We start from the raw sequence: 20,591 nt of genomic DNA, 5'->3' as shown, positions 1-20,591 counted from the left end.
TGAACAAAGAACCCGCTCAAATGAGCGGGTTCTTACTTTTTTTCAAATGATCAGGATTCTACTTCTTCATTAAGGCTCTCAACTGCCGTAAAGAATACGTCCAGAAGCTCCATGGAGAAGTTGTCTTTTACATAACCGGCCATTTGATTCAGTTCTTCCTTGCTCTTATATTCCAGGCAGGCGCGGCCTTCGCACCATAACACCGAACAATTAAATTTTTGTCTCAAATGCTCGATGACGTAATCCTGATCCACCCATTCACGAACACCCATTATGCTTCTTGCCGTCTCCTCTCTTCTACTCTATTTCCTGTTCTTTTATCCGAAGCCTATCTTATCTCTATTATTCAAATTTTAATTATTTTTTCGGTGAGATTTATCACACATAAACTTCGTGGAAGTCTATCCGCAAACAGATTATCACCAGCCTCCGACATTCCGCTCAACCAACCCCGTTAGGAAATCAAGCCACTCCGGCTGGTCATTCAAGCATGGTGCATATTGATATTGATCGGCTTTTCCGCCGGAGGCACCAAAGTGGCCCCGTCCTTCAATATCCAGCTCATACAGTGTCTCCAGGCAATCTGTCACGAAGCCGGGGGCAAATACCAGGGGATTTGCGATTCCTCGTTCCGGCAGGCTCCCGATCACTTTTTCCGTGGAAGGCCCAATCCATTCCTCCGGTCCAAAACGGGACTGGAATGCAATCTGCCAACTGTCTTGACGCCAGCCCATCGCCTCAGCGAGCAGCCGCCCCGTTTCTTTGCACTGTTCCGGATAAGGGTCCCCTGTATCCGCATATCGCTTGGGAATGCCGTGAAAAGACAACACGATCTGATCCGGCTCCCTGTCCAGCTGTTTCATGTAGCGGTGCAAATGCGCCTTCATTACGGAAATGTACCCCTGATCGCAATAATAAGGCTCAACGAACCGCAGCGCCGGAACATACCGCTTGAGCGCCGGACTTCTGGAGCTGTTGCGGCCCAGCGCCGCAAAACAAGCTTGATCATATACGGAAGCCGTTGTCGTTGAAGAGTACTGAGGGAATAACGGAACGATGAGAACACGGCCGATTCCCGCTTGTTCAAACTGCCGCATGGCCCGCATGATGCTATTTTCACTGTACGCAAGTCCCAGTTCTACTTGGAACTTCGGCCCCAACCTCTCCTGCTACCCGGATTGTTGACGCTGACTGTTTACCAAGAGTGGAGAGCCCTCCTGGCTCCAGATTTGCCTGTATAATTGGGCCGACTTCCGGGGCCTCGTCCGGAGGATGATCCCCCGAAGTACCGGCTGCCAGACCAATGGATTCGTATCCACGATCCGCCGGTCGGACAAGAACCGCCGCAAATAAGAGCGCACCGGCTTCGCCTCCGGTCGTTCCGGCGTTCCGATCTGGGCCAGAATGACACCGATTTTGGAATTGGATCTCAAAGGCAACAACTCCGTTTCAATGGTTTTCGGTATAAGTAAACTACTGGAGATATAGGCGATTGATGCTGTATTTATAGCAATTTTACGGCAATCCTTCTCCTTTTTCAGCGACATAATCCGCTTCGCTCAAGTGGGCAAATCTTATAAGTGCCTAACTTCACAATTGACACCCATTAAAATTTAAAATAATATACTCTAGACCGGTCGTTATAATTTTAAGGGGATCATCTGTATGAAGAAGAAACAGGATACCAAGGAGATCATTTTGCAGTGCGCAACCCGCTTGTTTCAACGGCAAGGCTATAACGGAACAGGGCTTAATCAGATTATTGAAGAAAGCGGTGCTCCTAAAGGTTCCATCTATTATCACTTTCCAAACGGGAAGGAAGAGATTGCGGTCGAGTCCATCGCGATGATGAGAAAGATGTTGATGGAAGGAGCCGAAAAGGATTTAGCGGAAAAAAATTCGGCGCTCGAAGCATTCCGGTATTATATCCATAATATTGCCGCCGTTTTTGATAATCAGGGGAGTTGTGCGGAGGGGCTGTCCGTCGGACTGATCGCATTCGAAACTGCCTCGACGCATGAGAAGCTACGCAATGCCTGCGAAATGGTGTTTAAAGATTGTCAGTCTTTATACGCTCATAGGCTTGAACAGTGGGGATTCAAACAAGAAAGAGCCGAAGAATTAGGGGTTACGATTACGGCCATGATCGAAGGGGCTTGTCTTCTGTCGATCACCTATAAATGTGGAGATCCGCTGCGAATGATCGCAAAGCAGCTGGAATTTTTATTAGACAAATAAACAGAGAGAACGTGGGAGGAACCAGAATGGATATGAGCAGTACGCAAGCGAAGACGGGAGAAGTGGCAATCGGCAATTTACGTACCGTTCCGATCATCATTTCCTTCGTTGTTGCGGGATTTATCGGCTTGTTTAGTGAAACGGCTTTAAATATGGCATTGACAAATTTGATCGAAAATTTCGGTATTCATGAAACGACAGCACAGTGGTTGACCACCGGATACTTACTTACACTCGGCATTTTGGTCCCGGTATCAGGGCTGATTATGCAGTGGTTTACGACAAGACAATTATTTATTACGTCGATTATGGCTTCCATCATCGGCACGCTCATCGCAGCGGTCGCTCCAGGCTTCGCAGTATTAATGATCGCACGCGTCGTCCAGGCTATAGGGACAGCGTTATTGCTTCCGTTGATGTTCAACACGATTTTGTTAATCATTCCGCCGCATAAACGCGGAAGCATTATGGGGATCATCGGTCTGGTCATTATGTTTGCGCCTGCCGTGGGACCGACCATTTCAGGACTTATTCTGAACAATTTGACCTGGCACTGGATTTTCTGGATTTCGTTGCCGTTGCTGGTCGGGGCACTTATTTTCGGCTGGTTCTTTATGCAAAATGTAACGACTCCAACAAAACCAAAAATCGACGTACTTTCCATTTCCTTATCCACTGTCGGATTTGGCGGAATTGTATTTGGATTCAGCAGTGCCGGAGAGGGAGGCGGCTGGGGAAGCCCTACCGTTATTGCTTCTATCATCATCGGTGCCGTTGCGCTGGTCCTCTTTTCAATCCGGCAAGTCAAGATGCAGCAACCCATGCTTAACTTGCGTGCATTGAAGTATCCGATGTTTACAATCGGTCTGCTTTTGATTCTGGTCTGCATGATGGTCTTGCTCTCCACGATGATTCTTTTGCCGCTTTATATGCAAACATCGCTGGCTCTGACGACTTTTGCCGCAGGACTTCTTCTCTTGCCAGGCGGAGTCATCAATGGTGTTCTTTCGCCGGTCATGGGAAGATTGTTCGATAAGTTCGGACCTAAATGGCTGGTGTTGATCGGAACCGTGATCGTCCTAGGGGCTATGGTCGGGTTCTCGACGATTTCGATCGAAACGAGCTCGGCGTTTATCATTGCCCTGCACATCGTTACGATGGTGGGTATATCTATGGTGATGATGCCGGCGCAAACCAATGGTCTGAATCAGTTGCCGCGTGAGCTGTACCCGGATGGAACAGCCATTATGAACACATTGCAGCAAGTGGCCGGTGCAATCGGAACGGCAATCGCCATTTCCATTATGTCCTCCGGTTCTGAAAAATTCATGACTACCGTTAAAGATATTTCAAATCCGTTAAACCCGCTTCTTGCCTTTACGGCGGGAGTTCAGGACGCATTTTTATTTGCGATTATCATGGCCATTATCGGCTTTGTGATCTCGTTGTTCATTAAACGGGTCAAAGTCGAGCATCAAATATAAGTTCCCAAACCAGCCTTGCTATCTAGAATAGTGAGGCTGGTTTTTTGATATACAGATAAATCGAACTATGAAACAAAAAAAACGCCGATAGATATCGGCGTCAGCGTGTTATGTCCTCCCCTAGTTGTTCAAGTCATCGAACATGGAGCCTACTACAGTTACTTTTAGGGAATCCATGGTCTCAATCCCTTTTAAATTACCTAAAATAGAATAAGTATGATCGATATCTTGCAAGTTGACATCCTCGAACCAGACCTTGATGTTGTACTCACCGTCCGGCATGTTTGCATGCGTGTAAAGCGGAATATTATCCGGATTAACCACGATCGTGATTTTCGAAGTCTCGGTAATCTTGTAAATATGTTGTCCGGCTTCTACATACTCCCTGTATTTATACGACTTATGGCTTGTTTCGGTTTTGGATTCGCTGTAGCCCTCAAGTACCTTCTTCCAGAATACATGGGAGTCTTCGCCGCGCACATCGGTATGTTCAATTTCTTCTACCTTCTGATCAAAGCGGGACTTATCCTCACTCCGGTCCAGGACGCGGATGAGCTTCTCCCCATTTACTCCTTTACTATCTTGTACGGACAGTACGCCTGTCTTTCGCTCAAAGCCTCCGCCTTTGGGTGCCAATCCTTCATTATGAATATTGACTGCTTGTTTCTTGTTGTTAATATACATTAAATCCGATTCATAACGGAACGAGTTAACCAAGGCGTCCAGTAAGTCCTTATGATCATTAGTCATCATGCCCTCCGCCGGTTCTTTATCCTTAAAAACAACCGTATTCAGGGTAAAGGTATAGCTGCCCGCCGGATTAAAATAATAGCCGGACTTGACCGGATAATCATATTTCTGAAGATCCTTGTCCGTGGCAAAAACAGCTTTGTCATAGAGGGACTTCTTGTTCGTTCTGCTCGCTGCCGCCTTCCTGGACTGACTGTACTCCTCTTCCATCGTCCTAGTTTTCGTCGATTTCACAAAGCCGCTGGCCTGCTGAATAAACTCTCTTTCGTACTGGCCGGGAACCTTGGTCCACCCATATTCCTCACCAGCTTCATCTTGATGGTGCATCCAACGAATGACGGAGTAATAATAAGGTTCATTGGTCCAAAATAGATTTTTGGTCAAAGAATCCGGCTGATTCTCCTCGATCTCATCCCTGTACTTGAACTTGGGTACGACCTCCCGGCCATTGTACACGTACATCTCATAAGGCTTGGTGACGGTGTCGCTGTTGAAACTTTCGGTTACGGTTCCTGAGCTTTTCTTCGGGACACTCTCACACTTTTGAGCCTCACCTTCGCCGGTACATTTATTTTCATATGTCGTATACGTATACTTTCTACTTACGGAGCCATCGTAAAAGATCTGTCCCGTTCTCCGCAATGGACTCCCTGGGGATTCAAGATTTACGTACTTCCGGTTTTCCGGATCGTCATTCTTGCCGTCGATGCCGAAATCCTTTCTCAAGGTCGTATAAGTCACCACGGGCGAACGGGTTATCGTTTCGCTGTCCTCATTGACTGACGGATTATTCAAAATCTTAAAGTCTCTCAACAAATCCTCCGTTTTGTTGTAGACGTTTAATGATCCGGTAGCATTCCCGTCCCACGCCGCATCTTCCAAATCCGGTAGTTGTAAGGTTACCGTATTCTCGGGAAGAGGAAGCCTTACTTTTTTGGTTAGCATATCGTACGGATAAGACTGCGGTTCAGCCACTTTGATCGCCTGGGGATAGGAATCCAGAACATTGTTGCTGAGAATCGTTTCTTTCGGAACGTCCCCCTTCTCGTTGACTTTAAACTGGATACGGACAGCGCTCTCCGGCATAGTGAACGTAGCACCCAACCTTCGTTTACCGCCGGGGTCTATGCTGATCGTACCCGATGCCGAAGCTGCCCCCGCATTTCCGCTAAACTCCAGTTGGTCTGTTTCTTTCGTTAACGATCTGTCGTCGCTTACCCGAGTCAAAACCCAGGAATAAGCGGGACTGACCTCCTTCGGGAATGTAGAGTCCACCAGTACCGACACCTCCACCCGATCCCCGGCTGCCGCCGACGTCGGCAGATCGTCAAACTCTGCGGAGATATCGCTCCCCTTCGTTGTCGCGAATGAGGCTATGGGAACATCCATGTAAGTGTTGGATTCCAAATAGACTCTCCCGAAACCCTGCGACAGGTAAGTCGGAGGCTGAATGACGTGGACGTACTTAATCCACCCACCGGCGGGAGCACCGTTTTTATAGTAAACCTTTCTATCTTTATTATGGAAATTCTGTTTGTTATACATAAGATAGTCGCCATATCTAACCCCAGCATACTTCTTATTTAGAGCCGTGAGGATCTGTTGTTCGAAGTGAAGCTTGGGATTGAGTTCTTTATACTTGTCCGTGAGTTGGCCTTTAAAATTATTAGGAAAATCATCGAACTTATAATTAAGGTCTTTATCTTTCCATGGAGACGGAACTAAACTGAAATTATGAATCTGTACACCACTCCAACCCGCGTCCCAGGGAAACCCATCCGTGGATACCGGATCACCAAACTTATTGTATCCGGAATACCTGGTCATGTGCTGCCCATGATGAACGATAGGAGTTCCATGACTGGTTCCATAGACAATATCAAACCCAGAGAAATTTTCCGGATTTTTAATAGCCTCGTTTATTTGTTTCTGTACTAGGGCAGCATTAAAAGAGCCGTTATCCGTCTTGACAGGATAATAATTTTTCAATCCGTACAGTTCTTTCATCTCTTCGTTTGCTCGTTGTAACACAAGATCAGGGGTAAGCGTTTTAAGATAATCCAACAAAGTGTTCTCCTCTTGGGAGTACACTCTTCCTTGTGGTAAGAAGCCGAATAAGAATATCACTATAAAAAATAGAAGGCTAGACCTCTTCACGATTTCACCTACTTATACCAAACATAAATAATAATATCATCGTAAGTTTTTGATATTACTACTACCTTAAAAGTATCATCTTGAAATATCTTTTCTGCCAGTTTATCCTCCTCTTTTTTCTTTTGTTTAACATAACTCATAATAGAGTCGACAGTTTTCGAGTTTATTCTTTGCCCAATAACCTCTTCAACATCTTTAATCTGCTGGTCCAAATCATCATCTTCGAATCCAAAACTCACTAAAATTCGTAGTATAGCTGTCTCTTTTGCTTTCGAATCATAACGATCACCAAATACGGTTAACCCGGATTTATAGAAATTATTAAAACTAAACCCTTCTACCTTCAGTTTCTCGCTCTTTCCCTCCACATTTCTGTTAGCTTCAAATTCCTCCCATGTTGTTGGTTTCTCTGCATTACCAGTATCTTCACCTGTTGTCGAGCCTGTTGATCCGCTTCCCGTATGTATTTCCACGATGTAATTCAAGGAGTCCCATTTGACCTCCGCTCCTAGCGCCTCACTCACAAACCGCAGCGGCACGAATGTTCTGCTCGATTTCCGGAGCGCCACGGTATCCATTTGCTTGGTTTTACCGTTGACCGTGTAACTTTTTTTGCCCAAAGTGAGTACAATCTGGTTACCCTCCAGGCTTACCGTTACTTTCTGGGCCTTGCTATTCCAGTCCACTTTTGCGCCAAGTGCCTCACTCACAAACCGCACGGGCACTTGTACCCGGCTATTCTTGTCCGCAAAAGGCTGTGCATCCGGGAAAACAATCTTCTCCCCATCCACCTCCACGCGTAAGGGCAACTGGGCTGCCGAAGACAGAGCTGGAAGTACGGTCAACATAAGAATAAGAGACATAAGAATGAATCCTGCTTTTTTCATTTTCATGAATAGACATCCCCTTTAAAGGTAATATTTTCCTAACCCAACTCTAGCTATTATACAAATAACTCAATCCACAGACAATCAAATTTGGGTAAATAACCCTTCTAATGATATTGATTCCAATTCCTTATATTGCTAAAATACCCACATAGATACTCTTGTCGGATTGGACGGTGAACCCAGTGTGAAAGTAGATCTTGACCGGATTATGAATCTGGCCGATCAAATGAAGCGGATGAATCTCAACATAGAGGATCGGGTGCCGGGACTAGTACGGGAATTAAAAATAATGATAGAGAATCTGAGGCGCGACTACTCTGAATCAAGAAGCGTACAGTCAACTATAGATGAAACAGAACGTCTCCTCGAAGAGGTATTTAATCTATCCAGGAGTATAAGCAACCAACTAGATCAGAAGGAGAAATCACTTCGTAAAGTATCAGCCCAATATGCCGAAATAGAGAAAAAGACGGCCTTGATGTTAAAGAGAACAGTCAAATTCACGATAACCGGCTGGGAGACTGGGTTGTTGAAATCAGGCAAAAGCAATGTTATCCGGAGTAGGCCATTAATGGGAAACGCTGGGACAGAGACGCTTAACTGGAAGGATACATTCAAGCGGTTTGTTCAACAGCCCCTGATGTTAGTAACAGGAGCACCTCTCTTGCAAAGACTAGAGCATGTAAAAGAAGACGAGCGGATATCTCACCTTCTACGGCAGATGGAGTCAGGAGATTGGACCGAAAAGGAACGCGCTTGGCTGGAACTGATACAGATTGCTGAAGCCTTTGAGAACATCGCACGCAGCCAACGGGCATATGCCATTTACAAAACCTACGGCAATGGACCCTATATGGAATCAGCAAGACTGTACGCCAGGGAGCAAAGAGAGAAGCTAAAACAACTGGGCGTCTCCGAAAAATGGTTTGGAGCTAACGTCAATCTGAGCGGCCATTATTCGGGCTCACCGCTAACGGCATGCCAATATAATCCGCTGAAGCATGATACTTCACCCATGCCGGAAGAACCCGAACTGCGATTCATGATTGCAGCCGGGCTTTTGAACAATACATACCGCACATGGGTCCAGCTTACCTATGGGCCTGCCGAGTCCGCTATCAAAAGAATGGAAGCGGAAAGAAAAGATCCGGACAGGATCCTGGAAAAGGCCGTAGAATATTATAACCAGAAGCGACAGGAAAGCCCGGGGGACTTCCAGCTCTATTATGTCTCTTTGACCCTAGCCCTTGGAATCGAGCACGGAGCTGATCAAATCGGAAATCTCGATTATTGGCTCGGCCAGCAACTCACGAATGAACGAAAGATTGAAATCGCCAAAGCGCTCCGGGATGCTGGGACCGAAGAGGTTGCGGCAAACAGCCTGTATGTACTCACCCCGACCCATGAACAGGCCCAATCGGACCTGGCGGGCGGTTATGGCGCCGGCGCACCAAGCGTAGTTCCGCGAAGAAGCCCAGGGATGCCAAAAGTGAAGACACCGGGCATGGCGTCTGAAACCCTCCCTAGCAACAAATTAAAGGTAAAGCTGCCAGCTCTGCCTGCGGCCGATCTACGTAAGTTTTTCCAAGACATGCGTAAAGATCTCTGGAACTGGGGTTCGAGAACGAATCTTGCCACCACGGGGCCTTCTGTTGACGGTATTCCCAACAATAGCTCTAAGCAGCAGTCCTCCAAGCCTACGGAAAACCAACTCCAGTATCGGCAGATATTTATGGATGGAGACGGAAATAGCTCCGGGGGGAGCCCGAAGAAGCCTGGGGATTTGACTGGGAAAGCGGCGGGGACGGTTAAAGCTCCTGATATAGACCTTAATAGAATTAGTACGGGAGCGGTTGGCAACTTTCGTAATATTAAAGATGTAAATGACCTTATATCCAGGATACCTGCAGATGCTAAACAAATTCCTTGGCGGGAGGTGCCAGGAGGGGCAAAGGAAGGAATAAAATTCAGATGGGTTGATGAAGCAGGGAAGACATGGGATGTTCGCGCGCACAGTATCGATCCTTCCGCCCCACCCGGAAGCAATGCTGCAAATGGTTGGATTTATAGAGTAGAGGTCAAACAAGTAAACCCAAAATGGAAGTGGACAATGGATTCAAACGGGAACTTCCATAAAGAGAATGTGCTTAAAGAGAATAGTCCATATTATGATGAGTCAATTGCCAATGAGACACATATCCCATTTAAGTGAGGTGAAAAAATGAAGGTAGAAGAAATAAGGGCGACACTCTCTGGATCAGATGTTGAGGAAAAAACAGAAGTTTTAAGCCACCTTTCTGATATATTTGAATCATATAACAATTCAATTGATAATTTTAAAGAAATAATTGTAGCATTGCTTGATTTCGGTTTAAAAGAAGACAATTTGGAGATAAAGGAGGAAATATTCAACTCAATACTTACCGCAGCAACGTATAAGAAGATTGATGAGATTAACTTTGATATTTTAGCGTACAATCTTGATACTCTGCCCGAAGAGTGTTTCCACTCCGCATTGACGATATTAGGGTTCACTTTTAAAAAGGATTACTTATTCTATCTGACCAAATATTTGGATCATGAGAATGGGAGTATTAGAGCAGATGCAATAAACGCAATAAATGAAATTGAAGGGTATTGGGCTAAAAAACAAGAATAGTATTTTTACATTTACACCCTAGTAACGAGACAATACAAACAACAAACCAAATACTATACAATTCATACACTTGATTAATTTTCAATAGCTCTTTCCCACTCTTTTTATGAGCAGGAATAAGCCTTTTTTTTGCGTGTTCACAATAAAGGGAGGATGAAACGAATGCAGCTTATCCGACCGATGTCCCTGCCAATCCACCAAATTAATATAAAGAGAGGGAAAGCAGTGATTGAAGAGAAACAAATATTAGAAGATTTCATAAATAAGTCGAAGAATATTATATCTTTGGATGGGCTAGAAGGTGTGGAACATTATCTGGAACATGGTGAGTATGAAATGTCATATGAGGGCTTAGTTATAGAACTTTATACAACCGAACTATATCCAACTAACTTTAACTTTACCGAGTGGAAAGAACTTGGCTTGACATTCGGATTAGACAAGGAGTCTGTGTTCGACGAAGAATTTTGGGATAAGTTTAATAAATGGGGAAAGGCATACACTCCCAAAAGTCGATAAATTTCACAAACCTGTTATTGGCTTCTTGCTTTTCAAGGTTTCTGTTTTGGAGAGGGTGGGTGACCAAAAGAATCCACCCCTTATAAAAATTTCGCCATTCGGTTGTACGCAGATTAACTCTTGAATTTCATTTACTAAATAATGCATTTGCGTTAAACAGGTTAATTATGGTCGGATACCACCATAATTAACCTGTTTTTGTGCCAAGAAATAAAGAATGAGTGGGTGAGAGAAAGTGAGTTTATTTTTGTATCATGCTTATTTACCTGAAAATCATGAGCATTTTATTTCGAAAGAACAAGTCATGCAAGAAGGAATACTTTTTTCTACCAAATCTAATAATCGTTACAGTAACGGCGGTAGAGTAAAAATTGAAAAGACTGAAAGTTTAAGACCTTTTTATACACCTGATTGGGTTAATTTTAAAGAAGCTATAGGTGTTGATATTTCTAATCGTTTTTCTAAGTCCTTTTGTTTCCCTGTGTTTACAAATAAAATTCTGGTTTTTGATGGTGAGGTTTCTCTTTCTATCTATGACCAAGCGTTTTACGATGATTTCAAGGATTTTGATGAAGAAGCCTTGAACTTTGACACAGGAGAAAGTATTGAACATTGGATTAAGTTGTATTGGGATAGCATGGTGACACTTCAAGAATATTTGTTAAAAAGACCTTATCCAAAACCGGAGGTATTTGTTTTTGAGTCAATACCTAAAGAGATTATTCGAGTGTGCGATGAGAACTCGTAAAGGAGTAAAAAAATTCGAGAAGTAAATGAATAATACTTTTCAAGGTAGGAGGTTGGAGAAAATTGCTTAGTGTCCATGATAATGAGATTGTATCTTACGAGGTTAATCTCCAAAAATGCGGAATTAAATTACATACAATAGATGGTAGCAACGATTCCGTTACCACAACTATCGAGTTTATTGACGTCTTGGCGCACATGTTTGAAGCACAGCTACAGGGAAGTATTATTTTTGATATTAGCTCATTTGAAGTAAGCCGATTTCTAAAAAGTAACAAGGCACTGTTAGAGAAACAGAAGAACTACGGATGGCCGATACATTATGAAAAGATAGAGGATTTGATTGAACATTTACAAAATGAAAAGTATAACTATTATGTAATTTCAGCATCATATGGTCTTAATGGGTGGGTAATCGCTAAAGGATATAAAGTTTATAATTGACTGTACTGTTTTACTCGGCCTTGGAGACGGCAAATCCATTCAGGTGGACTAAAGCAGGCGGCTAAAGAAGATGCAGAGGAAATCGGTTGTCCTTAAGTCGTCTCTTTTTGTCATAATTGATAGAGTTATAGTGAATAAGATTGGATTCAAACAGGTTCTAGATTTAGAGTCTTATTATTGAAGGCAGCATACCAAGAACCCCTGGCCTCCTAGGCCAAGGGTTCTTCCTGCTCTGCACCATTCTCCGCTGGTCGTTACTTTAATTCTTTAGAAGTTCACCTGAAAGTTCGTAATGTTCAACGTTCCGGCAGTCACGCTCTCCCCGGTTCCGGCATATACCTTGAATTCGATGGCCCGGATGTCGGTTGGGTCCGAGAGCGGTGTATTATTTACCCAGTTCGTGGTTTTTGATTTCCATATGGGAGCATTGAACGCGTATTCGACGTCGACGGATTCCCCGGCCCCGATGACCCGTTCGACGGAAGGATCGGTTGCGGTTTGGCCCCCCGTCTCTTCCCAAATCCAATCGGTGCCGGTCCGCAATACCAGCGAAACATGGATCGGCTTGGTTCCTGTGTTCGTCAGGGTGCAGGACACGCTTCCATAGCTGGACCAGTCATCTCCTTTTCCAAGGCCGGGCTTAGTTTCCGTAGCGACTCCGGCTGAGATGCTGTCGCTTAAGGTAGCAGCATAATTCACAGAGATGGTTTCGCCATTTAACCCGCTTGAAATGGTTCCCGTAAAAGCCGAATCCACAAAGTTCCATGGATAGTAGCTTGCCGTCTTGGGGCGGTTCATTTCCGCAATCTCAGGTGCATAGGCACCGGCCGGCAAATCAAAGCTTACGGAATGCAGTTGAAGACTCCCCACCAGATTGCCGCCTCCCCCTTGTACTCTAAAAATAATCCGGTTCACCTCCTTATTCGTCAGCGCCGTTAAAGGAACCGTGGCCATCATGGTCGTTTTTGCAGGGATTTTGATATACTGGCCAAGTTCCACCCACTTCCAGGCCCCGTCTTTTACGATTGGCTGAAGCTGAATTTCAACCGGGTTGGGATTGGTCAGGATGAGGTTCATATTGCTGTACGAACTCCAATTCGCCGCCGGGCTTGGATCCAGTTGAATGCTCGGGTAGTTCTCGGCCTGAAGGTTGAAGCTCATGTTTAACCCGCCGTTCTCAAGCGGAGCAAGCTGTGCTACGGTCGGAGTTGTCGGCTCATCCTCCCCGTTGATTCCTACATACCAGTCTGTATAGTCGTCGATGATTCCCGGATCCATAGGCTGAAGCTGTCCCGGGTCGCCGGTGGTCACCGTCACCGCGTTACTTGCTGACGATACATTCCCTGCGTCGTCAAAAGCTTTTACCGTGAACGTATAAGCTGTGTTCCCTTCCAACCCGGAAGCTGTATAACTAGTTGCGGTAGCCGTACCGATGAGAGAGGTTCCATTGTTGTATACATAATAACCTGCTACGCCAATGTCATCCGTCGATGCCGTCCACGACAGGCGGGCGGTTGTGATGCCGGGAACTACGGATAGGCCGGACGGCGCGGTGGGAGCAGTTTGGTCGTTGCTGTTCATCGTCGTTACACTTGCCTGGTTGCTGGCCGCGGATAAATTACCTGCGGCATCGACCGCTTTTACGGTGAAGGCATAGTTCGTATTGGCTTTCAGCCCTGTAACCGTATAGGTCGTCGAAGTGGTGATGTCCACTAATGCTCCATCCTTGTACACGTTATAACCGGTGACTCCTACATTATCTGTCGATGCCGTCCAGGTGAGCGCTACGGTAGAATAGGTTGGCGATGTGCCCGACAAGTTCTTAGGCTGTGATGGTGCCTGGTTGTCGGAGGTTCCGCCACCAAAAACCGAGCTGATCTCCGACGTGGCCTTTATGCCGTTAGGGCCGTTGATGATGGCATTTCCTTGCTCGGTGTAGCTGGTACCCGCCCAATCATTCGACATGTCGAGATACTCCAGCCCTGAGCCATTTCCTTTCCATGACCATCCGAGATAACCCACATTCTTCTCCTCGCTGTAGCTCATAATCGTCGCTTCATCCACGTCACCGTTCGTATGCTTGATTCCGAATTCGCCGATGACAAGCGCGAGGTTCTTGTTCAAGACATTATCGATATTGTTCTTAACGGTGGTTGCGTTTCCTCCCGCATATTCGTACATATGGATTGAGAACATGGTGTTTTTGAGCGGATCCGAGTTAAATACCTGGGTCCCGTAATCGAATACCGATTGCGGATATTGCCCCCACCCTGCGCTGTCTACCATAATAGTGTTCTTAATGCCGGCATTGCGAAGCTTCGGAATTACGGATGTGTAGCCTTGGGCCCATCCTGCGCCATCCCAGGTGCCAAACCATTCGTTGGCTATATTCAGGATGACCGTCTTTTCTTTTCCGATCAATGCGCTTTTCATTTCAATCCAATAATTCGCGATGTTATCCAGTACCGCCTGGCTGTCCGAACCCGTTCCGTCATGGACTTCAAGCACCGCGACTAACTTGTTTTGTTCACATAAAGTAATGATGCTCTGGATCGCGGAAAGACTATCCTTGGTCCACTGCTGTCCGTCCGAAAGAACGATTCTTACCGTGTTGGCTCCGGTTGCAGCTATAGCGGGAATAGCTACGGAGAGCTGATCCTTGTACCATGTATGCGCATGATTTACGCCTCTCATCACAAAAGGATTCCCGTTAGCGTCATAAAGCGTCGTGCCTTCAATATAAAATCCTGTGTGGTTTGACGAGGCAGGATTCGTTGTAATCGTTAGCGGGTTGCTTGCGTCGGATGCATTTCCGGCGGCATCCCTGGATTTTACCGTAAAACTATATACCGTGTTCGCCGTCAGTCCTGTTACTGTAAAACTTGTGGTCGTACTCGTGCCTGCCAAAGCCGTTCCACGATAGATATCATAACCAGCCACACCTACATCGTCGGTAGAAGCCGTCCATGACAGGCTCACTGTCGTATCGGTTTTTGCGGTGCTCGAAAGATTAGAAGGCGCGGTAGGTGCCGTGGTATCCGGCGTCGTTGTCGTAACCGGCGTAAACTTCCACTTCTGCTGGGGATTCCCGTTGTCGGTCCATTGCTGGACATTTGCCCCATCTTGCGTATAGCCACCGACTACATCCAAAGCCTTGCCGCTGGACTGAACGATCAGCTTATAATATCCGCCGCCCACGTCCGTAATTTTCCACTTCTGATTTGACTGGCCGCTGGCGCTCCATTGCTGAACATTCGCTCCGTCATTGCTCTGCGATCCCGCTACTTCCAACACCTTGCCGCTGGCTTGGGAGATCAACTGGTAGTATCCGTTTCCGACATCGATGACTTTCCACTGTTGCCGGGGCAGGCCGTTATCGGTCCATTGATGCACATTGGCCCCCTCTGCCGCAGCACCTTCGGCTACCTCCAGGTTTTTTCCGCTATGCTGGGCTGTAAGTTTATATATCGTACCGGATACAATAGTATTCTGCGGTATTTCCGGCTCCCCGCCTCCCGCAAGCACTTGGAAATCCCAAAGGGAATATCCCCATTGCGTTCCTCTTTCTGTCCCGTACACTCTTACATATCTGGCGGATTTCGCATCAAAAGAAATGGAGTCGATGCCGCCGTCTCCCGAGGTTGTAGCGTACACCGTGTCCCATTGATTATTATCCATGGACGTTTGAATCTGATACGATTTGCCATAGGCCGTCTCCCAGTTCAGTAAAACACCGTTAATCTCCGTAACTGCGCCGAGATCAACGCTGATCCATTGCGGATCGGAATAATTGGACGACCATCGGGTTGAAGTATTTCCGTCAAACGCCCTGTCCGGGGTTTTATCGTTGTCCTCTACCGAACTTGCGGTTGCGGCTTTATTCAGAGCCACATTGGTTGCAGCCTTAACGCTCAAACTCATGGACGGCATCATGCTAAATATCATTCCAAAGATGAGCATGCAAGCTAAAATCTTTTTCATGAATAGACCTCCTATTCGGATATATAAAAATTCAAATCGAAGCCTCGCTAATTTCCCCCTAGCTATAAGGTTTACAACAGAAAGCGCTTTCTTATTTAAAAGAAGCAATTGACGATGGTGGAGTGTAGGTTGCATTAGGTCATTGTAAACGTGATGGAAAATCTGCAATACTTCTGCTGAAATCACAGTTGCAGACGGAAGGTTCAAGCTGGAGTTCATTCATGCTGAGAGAATGGGAATGTTGTAGGACGAAGAATTAATGCTTTTGAGGATTAACGGCGTGTAATAAGTTTCGTCGTCGGAAACCACCCCCTTCATAACAAATTTTCATATCCATACACATAAAACGGTTACAAAAAACGAGGCGTTTTACTAAAATTATTCATTTTAGTATCCACACTTTATTATTTGTTATCATAATTGTCAATGTACTGAAATAACAAAGTGATAAAAATTATTGAAAACGAATGTTGCAAAGCACTCAAATAAAAAAGCACCGGCCTTTGGCCGATGCTTTTTTTGCTGCCTGGAGCAGCTTATTTCATTTTTTCGAAACTCTTAGATAAGACCGGATTTCTCTAACAGCCGCTTTAGGATCGAGGCGCAGATCGAGATCGAAATCCTTAATATAGACGCATATTTATATATAGCTGCTTTAATGTTGCCGGAGGCTCCACACCCAGCTCTTCTATGAAATTCGCCTTCATCCTCTCGTAATGTAGCAAAAAGGCAGTTCGATCCTGCAAGCCGATATAGGCTCTCAGGAGAATCTCATGGGCTTCCTCATCAAAGGGTACGTCGTAGAGCACCGACAGCAGAAGTTCAATCGTCTCATGATAATGGCCCTGATCAAAATGCCATCTGGCGACTCTTTTTGCAAGACCCGCATAGTATCGGGACATCCTCTCCCGCTCCGCCTCACACCACGGGTAATCGCGGCTTCCGAAGAGCGGTCCCCTGTACAGTTGAATTGCTTTTGTTGCCACCTCAACATGGCGAGGATTTAACTCATTCATATCCACAGCGGCTTGCTCAAACATCACGTAATCGCACGGAGCGTCACATTCCATCCGGTAGAACCCGCGCTGGGAAGAGATGCGCACTCCAATTCCGCCATCTCTCAACGTCTTCTTCATCCGGTACACGGCCATATGCAGATTTTGATTCAGCTTCTCCGAAGATATAATTCCCGGCCACAGACTGTCGCAAAGAGTCCACTTTGAAATATTCGTGTTTCGATGGACCAGTAAATAGGCAAATAGCTCTTCCGCCTTGGCGGTAGGAAAGCGGATGGGTTCCGTTTGCTCTGCCGGGTACACCTCGAAGCCTCCGAGGCATACGATGCGGGAAGGAGCTTGTCCTGATTCTGACACTGCAGCGACGTTACCCTTCTTTCTTTTTACTACTCTATCTATGGTCCGATACAGTAACTCCAGCTCCACCGGCTTAAGCAAATAGTCCAACGCATGGACGCGAAACGCCTCCAAAGCATACTGATGATAAGCCGTAATAAATACGATCTCCACGTCTTCCAGCAGCTCCAATATGCGCGACGCTATCTCCAGCCCGTTCATCCCGGGCATCTCGATATCCAGAAACACGATATCCGGTCCAAGCTCCTTTGCATCCCTAAGCATCTCGGAAGGATCCGTGTAGGCACCGACCACTTGCACATCGCTTCTTTCCCTGACCAGTTTGTTCAGTATATTTAATGAGGGTCTCTCATCATCAAGCAATACGGCCCTTAACATCGCACGTCACTGATTTCCTGAAAAAACTGAAACGCCCTGCTTAGAAGACTTGGCCCGAAGTTGGACACTTGTCCACTCCCCTTCCGAATATGAATGTACTCATCTTTCCATACCGTACCCTGATTCAGGTTAAAACAATCATCAGGTCAGGTCCCTGGATCGGAAAATTATTATATCAAATTTTAAATAAAAATGGCGAGTCATCGACAAAACTCCTTGACCCATCAGCGGTGGCTGACAGACCAAGGAGTTACCGGTGCAAGACTTCTCGGTTGTTTAAGTCAAAGGCGCTTTCGCCGCCCGAATGCCTCGCGAAGAAATGCTTCCTTCTCCCCGGAGATTCATGCACGCGATCGCTGATGAGACTTGCTTGATAGTCTTTCACCCTGCCTTCAAAGATTAGTTGAAAATTTCCGGCATACGGCAGCTCGCTTGGTTCAAGCAAGGACGGATCTTTGTCAAAATAAAGGACCCTTCCCCTCTTCAGAACAGAAGCCACAAACTGTGAACAGAAGAAAGCATGCTTTCGCACGACCGGTTTCTGAACCATCACGCCAAATAATCCTATGAAATTATAACGGTAGCGTTCCCTCTGCACGTAGATCTCTTGAACAAACCGACGCATGATTTGATATTCTTCCTTGGTTACGGTTAAAGAATAGACAGCACAATCCGCTTGCATAAACAGAACGGAGCGAAGATCCTCCCGTACGAACCCTCCTATAAAAGGATTTCTCTCCGTCTTTCTCCCAAAACTATATACCTCTGTTAATGCTGCATCAAAAGCGATAGAGGCATGATTATAGCGCTGTCCGGTATAAGACTTAATCATCCGGTTTAATACCGTTCCCGTATCCGTCAAAAGGAGATATATCTTTCGTTCCCCGGTCAACATCCTCACTTCAACTTACATCCTTTCACCCCTATGGGCCTTTCTATTCCTCGCTCTGGTATTCCAAAATATCTCCGGGCTGACAGTCCAAAGCCTGACAAATTGCTTCCAGCGTTGAAAAGCGAATTGCCTTGGCCTTGCCGTTCTTCAAAATAGAAAGGTTCGCCATTGTAATTCCGACTTTCTCCGAAAGCTCCGTTACGCTCATTTTCCGCTTAGCCAGCATCACGTCAACATTGATTATAATCGCCATTATATTCACCTCAGACCGTTAAATCATTTTCCGATTTGATGTCGATCGCATTCTTTAACAGCTTTTGAAGCACCGCCGCGAAGACCGCAATCACGAAGGATGCAAAAATAATGACCAAGCCGATGACAATGATCCCCGGAGCGTCGTCTTTCTCGGCCATCAAATAGAGGAAAGGCTCGCTTGCCGCAAACAGGATACTGATGGCGAAGGCGCAGTATTTAATTTTCTTTAAAGTTCCGACGGCCAATTCGGAGAAAGCCTGATTCTTGTCGATATAGCTTAACAGCTTAAATGCCTGAACCAAGGCAAAGAAGAACGGGATTACCGAGACGTAAATCACGATAAATACCGGATACACCCAATAGGGAGAAAAGTATTCTGCCGCTTCTTTAACGATCTGTGGCAATCCAAAGATGCACAAGGCAAGCACCGGGAGCCCGACCAGAACAACAACGGCCTTCAAAAAGAGTGTTTCTCGCTTCACAAAAAAGCACCTCGCTTCATTTATCGATATTTTGATTATACACATTATTTATCGATAATCAATAAATAATTGTTAATTATCATGATATTATTATCGATTAATCAGCGAGTCATAATGAAATAAAAGGGCATCGAATTCATCATTATGGCTGATGAACCCGATGCCCTCATGCCGGTGCTTCAGTTTGTGGGTAGTGGTTTACTTCCTTGCTCCACTTCGTCCGTCAGATCTTCCGAATCTAACTCCATATTCTCATTCTCCATATAATAGTCCTTCAACTCGTCTTGAACCGTACTCTCGGTCATCGGCACGTGGTGCCGGTAGGCCGACCGACAGATCATATGCGCAGCCACCGGAGCCGTCAGGAATACAAAGAAGATTCCCAGAATGAGGCGGATGCTGAAATAACCGTCGGAGATTAAAAAGTACAGCAAGGTTCCAAGCAGCGCGCACAGCACGCCGAGCGTAGAACTTTTAGATGCAGCATGAGATCTTGTATATACATCCGGCAACCGGACATTCCCGATCGCGCTGATCAGACTGAAGATCGCCCCGATCAGGATCAGGACAGCTCCGATGACTTCACCGCTTCCGCTCAATGACAACACCCCTCTCCAGGAATTTGGCAAAGGCGGTCGTCCCTATAAAGGATAAAATTCCGATGAGCAGAATTAGGTCAAAGAAAGCATGCGTGTGAAAAAGGACGGAGAATACCGCGATACTGGCAATGATATTGATGCCGACCGAATCCAGCGCCTGCACGCGATCCGCACTGGACGGCCCTTTCACGATCCGGTACAGATTAGCCATGATCGCCAGCACCAGCAAGCATAAAGCAATAACCAAGATTGTCTCGAATATCATTTTCTTGTCACATCCTTTATTGCTTTTTCGAAAATCGATTTGGACTTGATGACAGATTCCTTAGAGTCAGGCATATTCAGGCCATGAATATACAACATCTTCGAATCGGAGGATACCTCCATGACGACCGAGCCGGGAGTTAAGCAAATCAGCAAGGACAGCAGTGTAATCTCCAGGTCCCCTTCCAAATCGGTCTCCACCTTAAAAATCCCCGGCTTTACATCCAGCTTGGGCTGAAGCACATGCTTCATGACCATAATGGAGGAAGTAAACAATTCGTGGATGAAAATCACGAACAGCTTGCCGACAGCCGCTAACGTAAATAAATAATACGGCTTCTTAAAAAACCGTCGCATGAAGAATAAAATAATCAAGCCGACAAAATAGCCGCTGATGAAGTTGAGAACACTCGTCTCATCCTGGAGAAACATCCATAAATACGCGATGAATATATTGAGCAAAACCTGAATGGGCATAG

18 protein-coding genes and 1 pseudogene are annotated in these 20,591 nt (G+C 45.8%); 7 read left to right on the top strand and 12 right to left on the bottom strand.

The genetic code is table 11. The features are described from left to right. Window positions 1-50: 50 nt before the first annotated feature. Both KJS57_RS08145 and hemH read right to left on the bottom strand, forming a co-directional pair. Window positions 51-272, bottom strand: coding sequence for a hypothetical protein (locus KJS57_RS08145; protein WP_213654364.1), 222 nt, complete (start codon window positions 270-272; stop codon window positions 51-53). A 147-nt stretch (window positions 273-419) separates the two neighbouring features. After that, window positions 420-1,433 (bottom strand): annotated as a pseudogene (hemH, locus tag KJS57_RS08140) (ferrochelatase). Between the two features lie 232 nt (window positions 1,434-1,665). On the opposite strand from hemH, the gene KJS57_RS08130 reads away from it, so the two are divergent. Beyond that, window positions 1,666-2,238 carry a TetR/AcrR family transcriptional regulator gene (locus KJS57_RS08130; RefSeq protein WP_213654361.1) on the top strand — a complete coding sequence of 191 codons (573 nt, stop codon included), beginning with the start codon at window positions 1,666-1,668 and terminating at the stop codon, window positions 2,236-2,238. 32 nt (window positions 2,239-2,270) lie between these two features. Continuing rightward, on the top strand, window positions 2,271-3,722 hold the full coding sequence (locus KJS57_RS08125; protein ID WP_213654521.1) for a DHA2 family efflux MFS transporter permease subunit: 1,452 nt from the start codon (window positions 2,271-2,273) through the stop codon (window positions 3,720-3,722). A 120-nt stretch (window positions 3,723-3,842) separates the two neighbouring features. Here the strand turns inward: KJS57_RS08125 and KJS57_RS08120 are convergent, their stop codons facing one another. Further along, window positions 3,843-6,536, bottom strand: a complete 2,694-nt coding sequence (locus KJS57_RS08120; RefSeq protein WP_213654359.1) for a hypothetical protein — start codon at window positions 6,534-6,536, stop codon at window positions 3,843-3,845. A 101-nt stretch (window positions 6,537-6,637) separates the two neighbouring features. Continuing rightward, on the bottom strand, window positions 6,638-7,522 hold the full coding sequence (locus tag KJS57_RS08115; RefSeq protein ID WP_213654358.1) for a copper amine oxidase N-terminal domain-containing protein: 885 nt from the start codon (window positions 7,520-7,522) through the stop codon (window positions 6,638-6,640). A gap of 205 nt (window positions 7,523-7,727) precedes the next feature. Here KJS57_RS08115 and KJS57_RS08110 point away from each other — a divergent pair, with 205 nt between their 5' ends. The 5 genes from KJS57_RS08110 to KJS57_RS08090 all read left to right on the top strand — a co-directional run bounded on the left by KJS57_RS08110 (window position 7,728) and on the right by KJS57_RS08090 (window position 11,888). After that, window positions 7,728-9,731 (top strand): polymorphic toxin type 30 domain-containing protein, encoded by a 2,004-nt coding sequence (locus KJS57_RS08110; protein WP_213654356.1) that lies wholly within the window; start codon window positions 7,728-7,730, stop codon window positions 9,729-9,731. A 9-nt stretch (window positions 9,732-9,740) separates the two neighbouring features. Next, complete coding sequence (locus tag KJS57_RS08105; RefSeq protein WP_213654355.1) at window positions 9,741-10,178, top strand: hypothetical protein; 438 nt, start codon at window positions 9,741-9,743, stop codon at window positions 10,176-10,178. A 162-nt stretch (window positions 10,179-10,340) separates the two neighbouring features. Then, window positions 10,341-10,697, top strand: coding sequence for a hypothetical protein (locus KJS57_RS08100; RefSeq protein WP_213654353.1), 357 nt, complete (start codon window positions 10,341-10,343; stop codon window positions 10,695-10,697). A gap of 235 nt (window positions 10,698-10,932) precedes the next feature. Continuing rightward, window positions 10,933-11,445 (top strand): DNA polymerase III, encoded by a 513-nt coding sequence (locus tag KJS57_RS08095; protein WP_213654352.1) that lies wholly within the window; start codon window positions 10,933-10,935, stop codon window positions 11,443-11,445. Window positions 11,446-11,507: 62 nt separating this feature from the next. After that, window positions 11,508-11,888: a hypothetical protein gene (locus KJS57_RS08090; RefSeq protein WP_213654351.1), complete on the top strand. Its 381-nt coding sequence runs from the start codon at window positions 11,508-11,510 to the stop codon at window positions 11,886-11,888. A 267-nt stretch (window positions 11,889-12,155) separates the two neighbouring features. Here KJS57_RS08090 and KJS57_RS08085 read toward each other — a convergent pair whose 3' ends face one another. The 8 genes from KJS57_RS08085 to KJS57_RS08050 all read right to left on the bottom strand — a co-directional run bounded on the left by KJS57_RS08085 (window position 12,156) and on the right by KJS57_RS08050 (window position 20,589). Next, a complete protein-coding gene (locus KJS57_RS08085) occupies window positions 12,156-15,869 on the bottom strand; it encodes a cellulase family glycosylhydrolase (RefSeq protein WP_213654350.1) in 3,714 nt (1,237 codons plus the stop codon). Window positions 15,870-16,492: 623 nt separating this feature from the next. Then, window positions 16,493-17,620 (bottom strand): response regulator, encoded by a 1,128-nt coding sequence (locus KJS57_RS08080; protein WP_213654349.1) that lies wholly within the window; start codon window positions 17,618-17,620, stop codon window positions 16,493-16,495. A gap of 250 nt (window positions 17,621-17,870) precedes the next feature. Continuing rightward, window positions 17,871-18,452, bottom strand: a complete 582-nt coding sequence (locus KJS57_RS08075) for a hypothetical protein (protein ID WP_213654348.1) — start codon at window positions 18,450-18,452, stop codon at window positions 17,871-17,873. Window positions 18,453-18,555: 103 nt separating this feature from the next. After that, window positions 18,556-18,765, bottom strand: a complete 210-nt coding sequence (locus KJS57_RS08070; RefSeq protein WP_213654347.1) for a helix-turn-helix domain-containing protein — start codon at window positions 18,763-18,765, stop codon at window positions 18,556-18,558. A gap of 10 nt (window positions 18,766-18,775) precedes the next feature. Next, the gene (locus tag KJS57_RS08065; RefSeq protein ID WP_213654346.1) at window positions 18,776-19,294 is read right to left on the bottom strand and encodes a DUF2975 domain-containing protein; all 519 of its coding nucleotides are present in this window, start codon (window positions 19,292-19,294) and stop codon (window positions 18,776-18,778) included. 134 nt (window positions 19,295-19,428) lie between these two features. After that, window positions 19,429-19,848 (bottom strand): Na+/H+ antiporter subunit G, encoded by a 420-nt coding sequence (locus tag KJS57_RS08060; protein WP_211022435.1) that lies wholly within the window; start codon window positions 19,846-19,848, stop codon window positions 19,429-19,431. Further along, a complete protein-coding gene (locus tag KJS57_RS08055; RefSeq protein ID WP_211022436.1) occupies window positions 19,832-20,113 on the bottom strand; it encodes a Na(+)/H(+) antiporter subunit F1 in 282 nt (93 codons plus the stop codon). Before KJS57_RS08055 ends, KJS57_RS08060 begins: the two co-directional genes overlap by 17 nt. Then, window positions 20,110-20,589 carry a Na+/H+ antiporter subunit E gene (locus KJS57_RS08050; RefSeq protein ID WP_213654345.1) on the bottom strand — a complete coding sequence of 160 codons (480 nt, stop codon included), beginning with the start codon at window positions 20,587-20,589 and terminating at the stop codon, window positions 20,110-20,112. Before KJS57_RS08050 ends, KJS57_RS08055 begins: the two co-directional genes overlap by 4 nt. Between the last annotated feature and the right edge of the window lie 2 nt (window positions 20,590-20,591).

The organism is Paenibacillus vini, assembly GCF_018403325.1.
Classification (GTDB): Bacteria; Bacillota; Bacilli; order Paenibacillales; family Paenibacillaceae; genus Fontibacillus; species Fontibacillus vini.
This window is presented reverse-complemented; position numbering and strand designations above follow the sequence as displayed.